The organism is Klebsiella sp. K47, assembly GCF_051858335.1.
Taxonomy (GTDB): Bacteria; Pseudomonadota; Gammaproteobacteria; order Enterobacterales; family Enterobacteriaceae; genus Klebsiella; species Klebsiella pneumoniae.
The window spans coordinates 1-14,876 of sequence record NZ_JBPYUI010000011.1; the positions used below are offsets into that span (position 1 = coordinate 1).

At 57.3% G+C, this 14,876-nt stretch carries 15 protein-coding genes and 1 other RNA gene; 9 read left to right on the forward strand and 7 right to left on the reverse strand.

Features of this window, described 5'->3' with window-relative positions:
* Positions 1-148 precede the first annotated feature (148 nt).
* A non-coding RNA gene (locus RRF55_RS12505) (RtT sRNA) lies at positions 149-286 on the forward strand.
* Between the two features lie 84 nt (positions 287-370).
* Here RRF55_RS12505 and RRF55_RS12510 read toward each other — a convergent pair.
* A complete protein-coding gene (locus RRF55_RS12510) occupies positions 371-1,297 on the reverse strand; it encodes a LysR family transcriptional regulator (RefSeq protein ID WP_002913438.1) in 927 nt (308 codons plus the stop codon).
* Positions 1,298-1,385: 88 nt separating this feature from the next.
* Between RRF55_RS12510 and RRF55_RS12515 the strand changes: the two genes are divergently transcribed.
* A complete protein-coding gene (locus tag RRF55_RS12515; protein ID WP_064153619.1) occupies positions 1,386-2,384 on the forward strand; it encodes a bile acid:sodium symporter family protein in 999 nt (332 codons plus the stop codon).
* On the opposite strand, the gene RRF55_RS12520 is transcribed toward RRF55_RS12515, so the two are convergent.
* The 3 genes from RRF55_RS12520 to zipA form a co-directional block, all read right to left on the reverse strand.
* Positions 2,381-2,599, reverse strand: a complete 219-nt coding sequence (locus RRF55_RS12520) for a DUF3820 family protein (RefSeq protein ID WP_002913440.1) — start codon at positions 2,597-2,599, stop codon at positions 2,381-2,383. The two genes, RRF55_RS12515 and RRF55_RS12520, sit on opposite strands and share 4 nt — an antisense overlap.
* Before the next feature lies 1 nt (position 2,600).
* A complete protein-coding gene (gene ligA / locus RRF55_RS12525) occupies positions 2,601-4,616 on the reverse strand; it encodes an NAD-dependent DNA ligase LigA (protein ID WP_004180820.1) in 2,016 nt (671 codons plus the stop codon).
* 69 nt (positions 4,617-4,685) lie between these two features.
* A complete protein-coding gene (zipA, locus tag RRF55_RS12530; RefSeq protein ID WP_064153617.1) occupies positions 4,686-5,747 on the reverse strand; it encodes a cell division protein ZipA in 1,062 nt (353 codons plus the stop codon).
* Between the two features lie 230 nt (positions 5,748-5,977).
* Between zipA and cysZ the strand changes: the two genes are divergently transcribed.
* The 5 genes from cysZ to crr all read left to right on the forward strand — a co-directional run bounded on the left by cysZ (position 5,978) and on the right by crr (position 10,849).
* Positions 5,978-6,739, forward strand: a complete 762-nt coding sequence (cysZ, locus tag RRF55_RS12535) for a sulfate transporter CysZ (protein WP_004174922.1) — start codon at positions 5,978-5,980, stop codon at positions 6,737-6,739.
* A gap of 176 nt (positions 6,740-6,915) precedes the next feature.
* Complete coding sequence (gene cysK / locus RRF55_RS12540; protein ID WP_002913498.1) at positions 6,916-7,887, forward strand: cysteine synthase A; 972 nt, start codon at positions 6,916-6,918, stop codon at positions 7,885-7,887.
* A gap of 380 nt (positions 7,888-8,267) precedes the next feature.
* The gene (ptsH, locus tag RRF55_RS12545; protein WP_002913505.1) at positions 8,268-8,525 is read left to right on the forward strand and encodes a phosphocarrier protein Hpr; all 258 of its coding nucleotides are present in this window, start codon (positions 8,268-8,270) and stop codon (positions 8,523-8,525) included.
* Positions 8,526-8,569: 44 nt separating this feature from the next.
* Positions 8,570-10,297, forward strand: a complete 1,728-nt coding sequence (gene ptsI, locus RRF55_RS12550) for a phosphoenolpyruvate-protein phosphotransferase PtsI (RefSeq protein ID WP_002913506.1) — start codon at positions 8,570-8,572, stop codon at positions 10,295-10,297.
* A 42-nt stretch (positions 10,298-10,339) separates the two neighbouring features.
* A complete protein-coding gene (gene crr / locus RRF55_RS12555) occupies positions 10,340-10,849 on the forward strand; it encodes a PTS glucose transporter subunit IIA (protein WP_000522253.1) in 510 nt (169 codons plus the stop codon).
* 40 nt (positions 10,850-10,889) lie between these two features.
* Here crr and RRF55_RS12560 read toward each other — a convergent pair whose 3' ends face one another.
* Positions 10,890-11,129 (reverse strand): hypothetical protein, encoded by a 240-nt coding sequence (locus RRF55_RS12560; protein WP_002913605.1) that lies wholly within the window; start codon positions 11,127-11,129, stop codon positions 10,890-10,892.
* Positions 11,126-11,992 carry a pyridoxine/pyridoxal/pyridoxamine kinase gene (pdxK, locus tag RRF55_RS12565; RefSeq protein WP_004174917.1) on the reverse strand — a complete coding sequence of 289 codons (867 nt, stop codon included), beginning with the start codon at positions 11,990-11,992 and terminating at the stop codon, positions 11,126-11,128. The genes RRF55_RS12560 and pdxK overlap by 4 nt, the downstream gene beginning before the upstream one ends.
* A gap of 82 nt (positions 11,993-12,074) precedes the next feature.
* Here pdxK and ptsJ point away from each other — a divergent pair, with 82 nt between their 5' ends.
* Together ptsJ and RRF55_RS12575 are read left to right on the forward strand one after the other, a co-directional pair.
* On the forward strand, positions 12,075-13,373 hold the full coding sequence (ptsJ, locus tag RRF55_RS12570; RefSeq protein ID WP_016947274.1) for a transcriptional regulator PtsJ: 1,299 nt from the start codon (positions 12,075-12,077) through the stop codon (positions 13,371-13,373).
* A gap of 140 nt (positions 13,374-13,513) precedes the next feature.
* Positions 13,514-13,909 (forward strand): YybH family protein, encoded by a 396-nt coding sequence (locus RRF55_RS12575; RefSeq protein ID WP_004174913.1) that lies wholly within the window; start codon positions 13,514-13,516, stop codon positions 13,907-13,909.
* On the opposite strand, the gene cysM is transcribed toward RRF55_RS12575, so the two are convergent.
* Positions 13,906-14,817, reverse strand: a complete 912-nt coding sequence (gene cysM / locus RRF55_RS12580) for a cysteine synthase CysM (protein WP_004145610.1) — start codon at positions 14,815-14,817, stop codon at positions 13,906-13,908. The genes RRF55_RS12575 and cysM overlap by 4 nt on opposite strands.
* Positions 14,818-14,876 lie beyond the last annotated feature (59 nt).

Consider the following 14,876-nt stretch of genomic DNA (forward strand, 5'->3'; position numbering starts at 1 on the left):
GCAGTTGACTTTTAATCAATTGGTCGCAGGTTCGAATCCTGCACGACCCACCAATGTAAAAAGGCGCCCTAAAGGCGCCTTTTTGCTATGCGCAGAACTCAACGATTCGACAAAATTGTCGGGAACAATTTTGAACAACGCGGCAGCGTTGGCCCGCAGGGCGAGTCTCAGGATGAGACGAGTTTCTCTGCAGCAGGTTCGGGTCGAACGCAGTGAGACAACGGAGCCGCTTGCGGCGACGGCCCGAAGGGCGAGGCGAAGCCGAGTCATCCTGCACGACCCACCAATGTAAAAAGGCGCCCTAAAGGCGCCTTTTTGCTATGCGCGGAACATGGCCCTGCCACGAGTCCCTCCGCAGCAATCCCCCCTGTCAGCGCTGATATAGCGGATCTTCAACCCTGGCGGCGGTTAAATTCTCCCCTTCTTCACGCACAATTTCCCATAACGCCTGAGCGGCGGTCGACAGCGAGCGATTTTTCCTGCATGCCAGCATCAGCTGCCGCTCCATCACCGGAGTCAGCCGTTTCACCGTCAGATGGCTCCCCTGCGGTAACGGTAGCGCCAGCGCCGGCAGAACGCTGATGCCAATTCCCGATTCTACCATCGGAAACAGCGTTGCCGGGTGGCCAATCTCCTGGACGATGTTCGCCCGGATAGCCAGTCTGCTGAGGGCCGCATCGATCAGCGGGCGGCTGCCGGACGCATAATCCTGCAGGATTAGCCTTTCATCCTGCAGCGCCTGCCACGGCACTTCTGTCAGGCTGGCAAAAGGATGATCCTCCCGGCAGAGCAGCAAAAATGGTTCCGCCAGAACCACTTCACACTGAAGGTCTGCCGCCGGGCCCGGATCAATCACGATGCCAAAATCCACTTCCCCCTGGCGGATACTCTCCAGCACCCACTGCTGGGGCCGATCGTGCAGCACAAAATCGATATCGGGATAACGACGATTGCTGTGAGCAATACACTGCGGAATAAGGTGGGCGGAAATCGTCTGACTGGCGGCGACCTTGACGGTGCCGCTCAGCTGCTGGCCTACCCGCCCGGCGTCACGCAGGGTAATCGTCAACTCATCAAGCAAACGTTCCAGCCTGCCCGCCAGCTGCTGACCCGCCTCGGTGAGCACCACTTCGCGAGTAGTACGGTCGAGCAGACGGACGCCGGTCTGATGCTCCAGCTCCTTGACGCTATGGCTGACGGCCGACTGACTTAAGCCAATCATCTCCCCTGCCCGGCTGAAGCTTCTGGCCCGGGCGACGGTGACAAATACTTTTAACTGACGCAGAGAGTAATTCATCTTTTTTATTCATGAATAGATGCAATAAATCAATTTTATTTCTCAAATGAAAAAAAGCACAATAGCGCATCTCTTTTCAGGAGCGTTTATGAAACTTTTCCGTATTCTCGATCCGTTTACGGCCACGCTAATCACCGTTGTCCTGCTGGCCTCATTCTTCCCGGCCCGTGGCGCTTTCGTCCCTTTCTTTGAACATCTGACCACCGCCGCCATCGCGCTGCTGTTCTTTATGCATGGCGCTAAACTCTCCCGGGAGGCGATTATCGCCGGCGGCAGCCACTGGCGTTTGCATCTCTGGGTGATGTGCAGCACCTTTATTCTCTTCCCGCTACTCGGGGTTCTGTTTGCCTGGTGTGCGCCGGTGAATGTCGATCCGATGCTCTACAGCGGCTTTATCTATCTGTGCATTCTGCCGGCCACCGTGCAATCCGCTATCGCCTTTACTTCGCTGGCCGGGGGCAACGTCGCGGCTGCGGTTTGCTCAGCCTCGGCCTCCAGCCTGCTGGGGATCTTTGTTTCCCCGCTACTGGTGGGGGTCCTGATGAACCTTCACGGCGCAGGCGGCAGTCTGGAGCAGGTCGGTAAAATTATGCTGCAGCTGCTGCTGCCTTTCGTGCTCGGTCACTTATCGCGGCCGTGGATTGGCGACTGGGTGGCGAAGCATAAGAAGTGGATTGGTAAGACCGACCAGACCTCGATTCTGCTGGTGGTTTACTCCGCCTTTAGCGAGGCGGTGGTGAATGGCATCTGGCATAAAGTCGGTCTGGGATCGCTGCTGTTTATCGTGGTGGTCAGCCTGGTGCTGCTGGCCATCGTCATCGCGGTCAACGTCTTTGTCGCCCGCCGCTGCGGCTTTAACAAAGCCGATGAGATTACCATCGTCTTCTGCGGTTCGAAAAAGAGCCTGGCCAACGGCATTCCGATGGCCAATATTCTCTTCCCGACCTCCATCCTCGGCATCATGGTGCTGCCGTTGATGATCTTCCACCAAATCCAGCTGATGGTCTGCGCGGTGCTGGCGCGGCGCTACAAGCAGCAAACCGATGCGCGTCTCGCTGAGGAAAAGGCCAACGCGGCCAAAGCCTAACGCGCTTTCTTCAGGGGCTGGACCAGATCGCTCAGCCCCTCAGTTTTAATCAGCAGGGTCAACGCCATCAGCTCGCCAAGATGCCCGGCAGGGAATTGATCCTTACGCGCGAACCACAATAAATACTCTTCCGGGACATCGATTAAGCGACGTCCCTTGTATTTACCGAACGGCATTTCGGTATTGGCTATCTCGACCAGCTGCGCTTTATCCACGTTATTCTCCCAGCAGACGCATCATTTCGGCTTCGTCAATCACCTCGATGCCCAGCTCCTGCGCTTTCGCCAGCTTAGACCCCGCCGCTTCGCCGGCAATCACCAGGTCGGTTTTCTTCGACACGCTGCCTGCCACCTTCGCCCCCAGCGCCACCAGACGCGCTTTGGCGTCATCGCGCGACAGCTGGCTGAGGCTGCCGGTAAGGACCACGGTTTTGCCTGCAAACGGGCTATCAATCTCTTCCGCCTTCACCACCACCGGCGCAGGCCAGCGAACCCCCTCCGCCAGCAGTTGCGCAATGACATCGCGGTTGCTCTCTTCGGCAAAGAAGTTGAAGGTATGGGTAGCGACGACGATGCCGACATCAGGGACTTTCTGTAGCTCCTCAATGGAAGCCTGCTCCAGGGCTTCGAGAGTGCCGAAATGCGCCGCCAGGCCCGCCGCCGTCGCTTCTCCTACCTCGCGAATACCTAAGGCGTAGAGGAAGCGTGCGAAGGTCGTCTCTTTGGCTTTCTCGAGGGCGTTGACTACGTTTTGCGCGGACTTCGGCCCCATCCGATCCAGCCCGGTCAGTTTCCCCGCCGTCAGCCGGAACAGATCCGCCGGGGTATGGACGTACTCTTTCTCCACCAGCTGGTCGATGATCTTGTCGCCCATGCCGTCAACGTCGAGCGCGCGACGGGAGACGAAGTGCTTGAGCGACTCTTTGCGCTGCGCGCCGCAGATCAGGCCGCCCGTACAGCGGGCTACCGCCTCGCCTTCCACCCGTTCAACGTCTGACTGACATACAGGACAGTGGGTCGGGAAGACGACATCCCGGGCATCCGCCGGACGCTCGGAAAGCACCACGTTAACCACCTGCGGGATCACATCGCCTGCCCGGCGAATCACCACCTTGTCGCCGATTTTCAAGCCTAAGCGTTCAATTTCATCGGCATTATGCAGGGTGGCATTGCTCACCAACACGCCGGCAACATGGACCGGCTCCAGACGCGCCACCGGCGTAATCGCCCCGGTGCGGCCCACCTGGAACTCCACGTCCCGGACGAAGGTCATCTGCTCCTGTGCCGGGAACTTAAAGGCCACGGCCCAGCGCGGCGCGCGGGCGACGAAACCCAGCTGTTCCTGCAGCGCCAGCGAATCGACTTTGATCACCACGCCATCAATGTCAAAGCCCAGGTGGGGACGCTCTTCCTCGACTTTACGATAGTAAGTAAGCACTTCCTCGGGGGTATGGCACAGGGTGACGCGATCGCTCACCGGCAGCCCCCATGCTTTGAACTGCAGCAACCGAGCCGAGTGGCTGGCCGGCAGCTCGCCGCCCTCCAGCACGCCCACGCCGTAGCAGAAGAAAGTAAGCGGTCGCTTCGCAGTGATGCGCGGATCGAGCTGGCGCAGCGAACCCGCTGCCGCATTACGCGGGTTAGCAAACACTTTCCCGCCGGTGCGGCGAGCTTCCTCATTGATTTTTTCAAACCCGGCCTGCGGGAGGAACACTTCCCCACGTACCTCAAGGCGTGCAGGAATATTCTCGCCATGCAGCTTGAGGGGGATGGCGCGAATAGTTCGCACGTTAGAGGTAATATCTTCGCCGGTGGTGCCGTCGCCGCGGGTTGCCGCCTGCACCAACACGCCGTTTTCGTAGAGAATGCTCACCGCGAGGCCGTCGAGCTTAAGCTCGCAGCAGTAGGTAAGATGATCTGTGCTTTTCAGGCGATCCTGTACCCGCTTGTTGAAGGCGAGAAAGCTCTCTTCGTCAAACACGTTATCCAGCGACAGCATCGGCACTTCATGGCGGATCTGGCTAAAGGCGGTGAGTGGCGCCGCCCCCACCCTCTGTGTTGGCGAATCCGGGGTAATCAGCTCCGGGTGCTGGCTCTCCAGCTCGCGCAGCTTGCGCATCAGGCGGTCATATTCCGCATCCGGCACTTCCGGCGCGTCCATAACGTGGTACAGATATTCATGATGGCGAAGCGTGGTTCGCAGTTCAGTCAGTTGTTGTTCGATTGGTTCCATATCACACCATCAATGATAAAAAACCCCCGACAGGCGGGGGTTGAGAAAGGATTGAGTTAACGCGGAACGTCAGGCGTTCGCGTCTTTCACTTCGCGAATACGATCCTGGTATTCACGCAGTTTTTGCGGCGTCATCATGCGACGCTGATCGTCAAGCACCACGCCGCCCACTTCGTCAGCGATATACTGCGCAGACTGCAGCATCAGCTTGAAGTTCTGCAGTTCATCGCCGTAGGAAGGGACCTGCATAAAGATAGTCACCCCAGGGGTCATCATATCCGCCATGCTGTCCGGATTGAAGGTTCCCGGTTTCACCATGTTGGCCAGACTGAACAACACCGGACCGCTGCCGTCCGGACTTAGGTGGCGGTGGAAAATATTCATTTCACCAAACTTAAAGCCGGCCTGCTGGATACTGTTGATCAGCACTTCACCGTTAAGCTGGGCGCCATGATGCGCGGCGACGTTCATCACAATGACCGTCTCTTTGCGCTCTTTCGGCTGCGGCGCGGCGGGCTGCTGCGGCTCTACCGGCTGCGGTTCCGCGACGGCGGGCTGCGACGCGGCAACAGGCTGTGGCGCAGGCTGCTGCGGGGCGGCTGGCTGCGGCTGAGCGACGGTCGGCGTCACCGGTTGCGGCGCGACAGTCTGCTGCACAACAGGCTGCGGCTGGTGTTGCGGTTGTACGGGCGGCTGCGCAGGTTGCGGCTGTTGCCAGCCAGTCTGCGGAGCCGCATGCGGCGCAGGCTGTTGCTGCGGTGGAACCGGGGCCTGGCGCGGCGGCTGCGGCGGCTGGCGAACCGGTTCTTCAGGACGCGCAGGCTGCTGCATCTGGCGCTCGTAAGGCGGCTGGTACTGGTGCTGCGGCGCCTGACGAGGGGCTTCATTCTCCCCATGCGCGCCGTGCGGGGCGTGAGTCACCGGATGAACGCGGACTTCTCCTACGCCTTCAACATTATCATCAAAGTCGTCGTTTTCCGACTCATCGTCGCGCGACTTCATACGTTTCAGTGGGCGATCGCGAAACATCGAAGAACGTTCTTTACGGCTGGTCCAGAAACCATGTACCAGTAAAGCGATTATGGCGATCGCGCCAACAATGATTAATATCAGACGCAAATCCTGCATCATTATATTCTCTGTTGTTCTAACACCTTGCCACCACGGCAAACATTTACTCACTAAGAGTATTTGCCGATTACCTCAAGTGCAAGTGCGTCGGTCGCTTTCACCACATAAAGATGAACTAAATCGTGCTTTTTGCTGTTTTTTCGAACATTTCCTAACTGGTTATTGTCTGACGACCCGATAAAATAAGCGAGCATTCACACCGGATGTTAAAAAAGGAGCAATGCCTGGCTATGGTTTCATCATCCGCACCGACCCCGCGCAGCGGCGTTTATTATTTTTCGCAGGGCTGGAAACTCATCGGGCTGCCGGGCATACGGCGTTATGTCTTCCTGCCTTTACTGGTTAACGTGCTGCTGATGGGCGCTGCCTTCTGGTGGCTGTTTACCCGTCTCGGCAGCTGGATCCCCTCGCTGATGAGCCATGTGCCGGACTGGCTGCAGTGGCTAAACTACCTGCTGTGGCCGGTGGTAGTGCTCTCAATCCTGCTGGTGTTTGGCTACTTCTTTTCGACGATCGCCAACTGGATAGCCGCGCCGTTCAGCGGCCTGCTGGCGGAACAGCTGGAAGCGCGCCTGACCGGCGCTACCCCGCCGGACGTCGGCGTCTTTGGCATCATGAAAGATATTCCGCGGATTATGAAGCGTGAGTGGCAGAAGCTGGCCTGGTATCTGCCGCGCGCCATCGTGCTGTTGCTGCTCTACTTTATTCCCGGCGTTGGCCAGACGGTAGCCCCGGTACTCTGGTTCCTGTTCAGCGCATGGATGCTGGCGATTCAATACTGTGATTATCCCTTTGATAATCACAAGGTTCCCTTCAAAACCATGCGCGAAGCGCTGCGCAGTCGCAAAGTGATGAATATGCAGTTTGGGGCGCTCACCAGCCTGTTCACAATGATCCCGGTGTTAAACCTGGTGATCCTCCCGGTGGCTATCTGCGGCGCCACCGCCATGTGGGTCGATTGCTATCGCGATAGACACGCCAGCTGGAAATAGCGGTAACACCTTCACTTGGGGGCGGCAAAGGCCGCTCCCTTATATCGCGCTTATTCCTTCTTGCTTATCATTATTTCCCTTCCGCATATAGATATGCTAAATCCTTACTTCCGCATATTCTTTAAGCGGGTATGCTGATGCCGTACCCCCAAATTTCATACAGTTAAGGACGGGCCATGAGTAAGATTTTTGAAGACAACTCCCTGACTATCGGTCATACGCCGCTGGTACGACTGAACCGCATCGGTAATGGCCGTATCCTGGCAAAGGTAGAATCTCGTAACCCGAGCTTTAGCGTAAAATGCCGTATCGGCGCCAATATGATCTGGGATGCTGAAAAGCGCGGCGTTCTGAAACCTGGCGTGGAACTGGTCGAGCCGACCAGCGGCAACACCGGTATCGCCCTCGCCTACGTGGCGGCGGCCCGCGGCTACAAACTGACGCTAACCATGCCGGAAACCATGAGCATCGAGCGTCGTAAGCTGCTGAAAGCCCTGGGCGCCAACCTGGTGCTGACCGAAGGCGCCAAAGGCATGAAAGGCGCTATCCAGAAAGCGGAAGAGATTGTCGCCAGCAACCCGGAACAATTCCTGCTGCTGCAGCAGTTCAGCAACCCGGCTAACCCGGAAATCCACGAGAAGACTACCGGCCCGGAAATCTGGGAAGATACCGATGGTCAGGTGGATGTGTTTATCTCCGGCGTAGGTACCGGCGGAACGCTGACCGGCGTCAGCCGCTATATCAAAAACACCAAAGGTAAAAAAGATCTGATCACCGTCGCCGTTGAACCGACCGATTCCCCGGTGATCGCCCAGGCGCTGGCGGGGGAAGAGCTCAAGCCGGGTCCGCACAAAATTCAGGGTATCGGCGCCGGCTTCATTCCTGGCAACCTGGATCTGAAGCTGGTCGACAAAGTGATCGGCATTACCAACGAGGAAGCTATCTCCACGGCGCGCCGCCTGATGGAAGAAGAAGGCATCCTGGCGGGTATCTCTTCCGGGGCCGCCGTTGCCGCCGCGCTGAAGCTGCAGGAAGATGAGGCCTTTACCAATAAGAATATTGTGGTTATCCTGCCTTCCTCAGGTGAGCGTTATTTAAGCACCGCGCTGTTCGCCGATCTCTTCACTGAGAAAGAGCTGCAACAGTAGTGCCAGCTTGTAAATAATGTGTAAAAAAGCACCTTTTCGGGTGCTTTTTTGTGGCACACGTCAAAGTTTTACCCCTCCTGGCATTGATTCACCTCGTAGGGTCTGGTATTTAACCAGCACATTTATTTTGATGCGCGAAATTATTCAGAAGAGGATTTCCGCCAGCTGAATCGATTTTATGATTTGGTTCAAGTCTTCCTTTCGCGGCATAATGTTTAATGACGTGCTAGACGTCAATGGCCCGCAGGTCTTCGCAGCGCCAGGCGCTGCCGACGCCAAGGCCGGAAACGTAACGCCGGCGCTAACAATACAGGCTAAAGTCGAGTCGTTAGACTAGACTTTAGGTCCACAACACTAAACCTATAAGTTGGGGAAATATAATGTTCCAGCAAGAAGTTACCATTACCGCTCCGAACGGTCTGCACACCCGCCCTGCTGCTCAGTTTGTTAAAGAAGCTAAAGGCTTCACTTCTGAGATCACTGTAACCTCCAACGGCAAAAGCGCCAGCGCCAAAAGCCTGTTCAAACTGCAGACTCTGGGCCTGACCCAGGGCACCGTAGTGACCCTCTCCGCTGAAGGCGAAGATGAGCAGAAAGCTGTTGAGCATCTGGTTAAACTGATGGCTGAACTCGAGTAAGTTCACGGGTTCTTTTTCATATCAGTCACAAGTAAGGTAGGGTTATGATTTCAGGCATTTTAGCATCCCCGGGTATCGCCTTCGGCAAAGCATTGCTGCTGAAGGAAGATGAAATTGTCATCGACCGGAAGAAAATTTCTGCCGATAAGGTTGATCAGGAAGTCGAACGTTTCCTGAGCGGCCGCGCCAAGGCCTCCGCCCAGCTGGAGGTCATCAAAACCAAAGCTGGTGAAACTTTCGGTGAAGAAAAAGAAGCCATCTTCGAAGGGCATATTATGCTGCTGGAAGATGAGGAGCTTGAGCAGGAAATCATAGCCCTGATTAAAGATAAGCACATGACTGCCGACGCGGCAGCCAATGAAGTTATCGACGGTCAGGCCACTGCCCTGGAAGAGCTGGATGATGAATACCTGAAAGAACGTGCGGCTGACGTACGTGATATCGGTAAGCGCCTGCTGCGCAACATCCTTGGTCTGGCAATCATCGATCTGAGTGCGATTCAGGATGAAGTCATCCTCGTCGCCGCCGATCTGACCCCGTCTGAAACCGCACAGCTGAACCTGAAAAAAGTGCTGGGTTTCATCACCGATGCGGGCGGTCGTACCTCCCACACCTCTATCATGGCGCGTTCCCTGGAATTGCCGGCCATCGTGGGCACCGGCAGCATCACGGCGCAGGTGAAAAACGGCGACTATCTGATTCTCGACGCGGTGAACAACCAGGTTCTGATCAACCCGTCTAACGAGCAAATTGAAGCGCTGCGTAGTCTGCAGGCTCAGGTTGCGGAAGAAAAAGCCGAACTGGCGAAACTGAAAGATCTGCCGGCGATTACCCTCGACGGCCATCAGGTTGAAGTCTGCGCCAACATTGGTACCGTTCGCGATGTCGAAGGTGCTGAGCGCAACGGCGCCGAAGGCGTAGGTCTGTATCGTACCGAATTCCTGTTCATGGACCGTGACGCGCTGCCAACTGAAGAAGAACAGTTTGCGGCTTATAAAGCGGTGGCTGAGGCCTGTGGGTCTCAGGCCGTTATCGTCCGTACCATGGATATCGGCGGCGACAAAGAGCTGCCGTACATGAACTTCCCGAAAGAAGAGAACCCGTTCCTCGGCTGGCGTGCCGTGCGTATTGCGATGGATCGTAAAGAGATCCTGCGCGACCAGGTTCGCGCCATCCTGCGTGCCTCCGCTTTCGGTAAGCTGCGCATTATGTTCCCGATGATCATCTCTGTTGAAGAAGTGCGTGCGCTGAAGAAAGAGATCGAAATCTACAAACAGGAACTGCGTGACGAAGGTAAAGCATTTGACGAATCCATTGAGATCGGCGTGATGGTGGAAACACCGGCTGCGGCGACTATTGCTCGTCATCTGGCCAAAGAAGTTGATTTCTTTAGTATCGGCACCAATGATTTAACGCAATATACTCTGGCAGTTGACCGTGGTAATGACATGATTTCACATCTTTACCAGCCGATGTCACCGTCTGTACTGAATCTGATTAAGCAAGTTATTGATGCTTCTCACGCTGAAGGTAAATGGACTGGCATGTGCGGTGAGCTTGCGGGCGATGAACGTGCTACACTTCTGTTGCTGGGTATGGGGCTGGACGAATTCTCTATGAGCGCCATTTCCATCCCGCGCATCAAGAAGATTATTCGTAATACGAACTTCGAAGATGCGAAAGTATTAGCAGAGCAGGCTCTTGCTCAACCGACAACGGACGAGTTAATGACGCTGGTTAACAAGTTCATTGAAGAAAAAACAATCTGCTAATCCACGAGATGCGCGGCCCAAATTACTGCTTAGGAGAAGATCATGGGTTTGTTTGATAAATTGAAATCTCTGGTTTCTGATGACAAGAAAGACACCGGAACTATTGAGATTGTTGCTCCCCTCTCCGGTGAGATCGTCAACATTGAAGACGTGCCGGATGTGGTTTTTGCGGAAAAAATTGTGGGCGATGGGATTGCCATCAAACCGACTGGCAACAAAATGGTCGCGCCGGTAGACGGTACCATTGGTAAAATTTTCGAAACCAACCACGCGTTCTCTATTGAATCTGATAGCGGCATCGAGCTGTTCGTTCACTTCGGTATTGATACCGTTGAACTGAAAGGCGAAGGCTTCAAGCGTATCGCTGAAGAAGGTCAGCGCGTGAAAGTCGGCGATCCGGTTATCGAATTTGATCTGCCGCTGCTGGAAGAGAAAGCCAAGTCGACTCTGACGCCGGTGGTTATCTCCAACATGGACGAGATCAAAGAGCTGATCAAACTGTCCGGTAGCGTGACCGTGGGTGAAACCCCGGTAATCCGCATCAAGAAGTAATGCTTGCTGCATAAAAATGGCGCCGAAAGGCGCCATTTTTTTATACCGCGCAGGTTACCGGACGATAGCACTTCTCGCGAGACAAGACGCGCAATCCCTCCGGGGTGCTCTCCAGAATTCGCCGCTCGCTGTCAGCGACCAGCAGTTCGCACTGATATCCACCGGCCAGGCCGAACAGCGACCGCGCCACGCAGGCATCCTCCAGCGCCGCCTCACCTGTCGTATCAAAATGACCAACAATGCGTCCCTGCTGGCGGATCACTAACCGATAGCTTTTCATCTGCTTTGCTCCAGCGGCGGTAGGATCAATTCGTCACAACCCTGGGCGGCAGTCCAGTTCATCACCTCCAGCACGCGCTGGGCAGCAGCCTGCGTCGCTGCCCCCAGCGCCAGGCCGGAAAGCAACCCGCTCACCAGCTCCGCGCAGAACAGATCGCCGGTTCCTTTTAAGTCTGTCTCCACCCGCGGGTGAACCACCACTTCCACTGCATCGGCCGTCACCACCAGCACATTGATCGTCGAATCGGCCTCTCCCGGCGCGCTGGTGATCACCACCCATTTGAGGGTGTCCGACAGCAGGCTTCGCGCCGCGGCGACCGCCTCCTGCCGATCGCGACAGCGCTGGCCGCTCAGCGTCTCCAGTTCGAACAGATTGGGGGTGATCCCTTGCGCCAGCGGCAGCAGGTGCTGACGATAGGCGTCCGGGATCTCAGCCTTGACATAGATGCCGCTGTCGACATCGCCGATGACCGGATCCACCAGAATGCACAACCCGGGATGGCGGGCCCGTACGCGCGTCAGCCACTGCGCCAGGCGTTCGATTTGCACTGCGCTGCCCATATAGCCGGTGGTGACCGCACGCAGTTCGCGCAGCGCGTCGCGCTCCTCCAGCGCCTGCAGATACCCGACAAACCACTCTTCCGGAATAATGCCGCCATAGAACGTCTCATAATGGGGCGTATTACTGAACAGCACCGTCGGCACCGCCAGCACGCGCAGACCATGCTGTTTAATCGCCGGAACCGCGATGCTGTTGCCGACGCTGCCATAGACTACCTGCGACTGCACGGCGACGATATCCACTTCCGACGCCCGGCTTTTGTCGTGAAAGAGCACTGATTGTATATCATCCTGCTGGCCCATCTTTTCTCCCCCCGCTGGACAGCGGGTCACGCACTGATTATGATTCGTCCTATGCTAAATTCCATTTTGTCATAGGTCAATAATGTTAGCCGGAAAAACCGCCAGCGAAATCTTCGATAACATCCGCCATCTGGTGCAGAGCGGCGGGTTGCAGCCCGGAGAGGTTCTGCCGCCGGTACGTGAACTCGCCAGCCAGCTTGCAGTGAATCGCAACACTGTCGCCGCCGCCTATAAACGGCTGGTGACCTCCGGGCTGGCCGTCAGTCAGGGACGCAACGGTACAGCCATTAAAGCGCGGGACACACTGCCGGCGCTGGAGGGAGGTGACCCAACGACCCCGCTGAACGATATCTCCAGCGGCAATCCGGATCCGGCCAGACTGCCTGATTTACCCCGCTATCTGGGCCAGATTGCCCGCACGCCCCGCCTGTATGGCGATGCGCCCATCGAGCCGCGGCTTGGCCAATGGGCCGAGGCGTGGTTTGCCAGAGAGATAGCCGTTCCCTTTGCGGTGAATCTCGCCAGCGGGGCGATAGACGCCCTGGAGCGCCTGCTGTGCGCTCTGCTGCTCCCCGGCGACGGCGTTGTGGTGGAAGATCCCTGTTTTCTCAGCAGCATCAATATGGTGCGTTACGCCGGTTTTACCCCCTGCCCGGTGGCGGTGGATGCCGAAGGGATGGATCCTGACGGCCTGGAGGAGGCGTTACGCAACGGAGCACGGGCGGTGATCTTAACCCCGCGCGCGCATAATCCTACCGGCTGTAGCCTGACGGAAACCCGGGCGCATGCTCTGCGGGAGGTGCTAGCCCGCTATCCGCAGGTACTGGCGATTGTTGATGACCATTTTGCCCTGCTGTCGGCCACGCCATGGCACTCCCCTCTTCCTGCAAGCACCCAACGCTGGGCGCTGGTGCGCTCGATGTCAAAAACCCTCGGACCAGACCTACGGCTGGCCTTTATCGCCAGCGATGCCGCTACTTCAGCGGCGCTGCGCCTGCGGCTTAACGCCGGCAGCCAGTGGGTCAGCCATCTGCTGCAGGACCTGACGCTGGCCTGCCTGACCGACGAGGCGTTTATCGCCTCGATGACGGAGACCCGTCGTCACTATCGCCAGCAGAATGAGAAACTGGCGGCGGCGCTGGCCCGGCACGGCTTCAGCCATGCTACGCCAGGGGATGGCCTCAATTTCTGGCTGCCGCTGACAGCGGCGAGCCAGCCCTACGCCTTACGCCTGGCCCGCGCCGGCTGGCTGGTCCGGGAGGGAGAGGTGTTTGGCATCCGGACGCCCTCCCACGGGCTACGCCTGTCGCTGGGCCGTCTGAGTGACGCTGAGATTTCCCGCCTGGCGGCCGATATTGCGCAGGCCTTAGACGCCCCCTGACGCAGGCAGTCCACCGAACGTATCGGGGAGTGATGGCAGCTGCCGACAAATTAATGAAAAATAAACGACAGCAGGCTAGTCTTACCTGCATGCCCTGATCGCCGAGGCGGACAAATCGCTCACAACAAGGAGCACCAGAGATGCATCACGCTGACCCGGCACTGAAAGCGGTCATTGAAGCCTGCGATCGCGCTATCTCGCAGGAAGATTACGATACCCTGATGAGTTATTACGCAGAAGACGCCGCGCTGGTCGTCAAACCGGGCATGGTGGTCAGAGGGAAAGAGAATATCCGCAAAGCCTTTATCGCCATTGCCGACTATTTCCAGCACCGACTGGTGGTGACTCAGGGGAAAATGGAGGTTATTGAAGGCGGCGGCAATGCGCTGGTGATTATGGAGACCCGGCTGGATATCCCGACGGCGGACGGGATATCCCAGGTTACGCGACGCGCCACCTATGTCTTTCAGAAGCAGGGCGAACGCTGGCTGTGCACCGTCGATAACTCCTACGGCACCGACCTGCTTGATGATTAAATGCCCGCCCCCTGGCTAAAGTGTTCTTCGCCGAAGACGCCGGTGGAAAGGTAACGATCGCCGCGATCGCAGACAATCGCCACCACCACCGCGCCAGGATTTTCGCGGGCTATGCGTAACGCGCCCGCTACCGCGCCGCCCGAACTGACGCCGCAGAAAATGCCTTCCCGCACCGCCAGCTGACGCATGGTGTTCTCGGCATCCTGCTGATGAATATCCAGCACCGTATCCACCAGCGAAGCGTTAAAGATCCCCGGCATATACTCTGCCGGCCAGCGGCGGATCCCGGGAATACTGCTCCCCTCCTCCGGCTGCAGGCCAACAATGGTCACCGGTTTACTCTGTTCACGCAGAAAACGTGACACGCCGGTAATGGTGCCGGTGGTCCCCATACTGGAGACAAAGTGGGTGATACGCCCCGCGGTCTGCTGCCAGATTTCCGGCCCGGTGGTGGTGTAGTGGGCGTAGGGGTTATCCGGGTTGTTAAACTGATCGAGCAGTTTGCCTTCTCCGCGCTGGGCCATCTCCAGAGCCAGGTCGCGGGCACCCTCCATCCCTTGCTCTTTGCTGACCAGGATAAGCTCGGCGCCGTAAGCGCGCATCGCGGCCCGACGCTCCTGGCTCATGTTGTCGGGCATCAGCAGCTTCATCCGGTAGCCTTTCAGCGCGGCGATCATCGCCAGCGCAATACCGGTGTTGCCGCTGGTCGCTTCGATCAGCACGTCGCCGGGCTGAATTTCGCCGCGCTTTTCCGCTTCGACGATCATCGACAGCGCGGCGCGATCTTTCACCGAGCCGGCCGGATTATTGCCTTCGAGTTTGACCCACACTTCGCTGCCGTTGTCCGGTCCCAGACGCTGAAGTTTGACCAGTGGGGTATTGCCGATGGTTTGTTCGAGTGTATTCACGATTTTTACTCAATAAAAAAGCCGGGCGGCGCTTCGCTTACCCGGCCTGGCAGACGCGT

Bases quoted from the DNA above. Each gene is read 5' to 3' on its own strand.
- ptsI (WP_002913506.1), top strand. From the start codon at position 8,570: ATGATTTCAGGCATTTTAGCATCCCCGGGTATCGCCTTCGGCAAAGCA.
- cysK (WP_002913498.1), top strand. From the start codon at position 6,916: ATGAGTAAGATTTTTGAAGACAACTCCCTGACTATCGGTCATACGCCG.
- ptsJ (WP_016947274.1), top strand. From the start codon at position 12,075: ATGTTAGCCGGAAAAACCGCCAGCGAAATCTTCGATAACATCCGCCAT.
- RRF55_RS12510 (WP_002913438.1), bottom strand. From the start codon at position 1,297: ATGAATTACTCTCTGCGTCAGTTAAAAGTATTTGTCACCGTCGCCCGG.
- zipA (WP_064153617.1), bottom strand. From the start codon at position 5,747: ATGATGCAGGATTTGCGTCTGATATTAATCATTGTTGGCGCGATCGCC.
- pdxK (WP_004174917.1), bottom strand. From the start codon at position 11,992: ATGGGCCAGCAGGATGATATACAATCAGTGCTCTTTCACGACAAAAGC.
- RRF55_RS12515 (WP_064153619.1), top strand. From the start codon at position 1,386: ATGAAACTTTTCCGTATTCTCGATCCGTTTACGGCCACGCTAATCACC.
- ligA (WP_004180820.1), bottom strand. From the start codon at position 4,616: ATGGAACCAATCGAACAACAACTGACTGAACTGCGAACCACGCTTCGC.
- RRF55_RS12575 (WP_004174913.1), top strand. From the start codon at position 13,514: ATGCATCACGCTGACCCGGCACTGAAAGCGGTCATTGAAGCCTGCGAT.
- RRF55_RS12560 (WP_002913605.1), bottom strand. From the start codon at position 11,129: ATGAAAAGCTATCGGTTAGTGATCCGCCAGCAGGGACGCATTGTTGGT.
- ptsH (WP_002913505.1), top strand. From the start codon at position 8,268: ATGTTCCAGCAAGAAGTTACCATTACCGCTCCGAACGGTCTGCACACC.
- crr (WP_000522253.1), top strand. From the start codon at position 10,340: ATGGGTTTGTTTGATAAATTGAAATCTCTGGTTTCTGATGACAAGAAA.
- cysZ (WP_004174922.1), top strand. From the start codon at position 5,978: ATGGTTTCATCATCCGCACCGACCCCGCGCAGCGGCGTTTATTATTTT.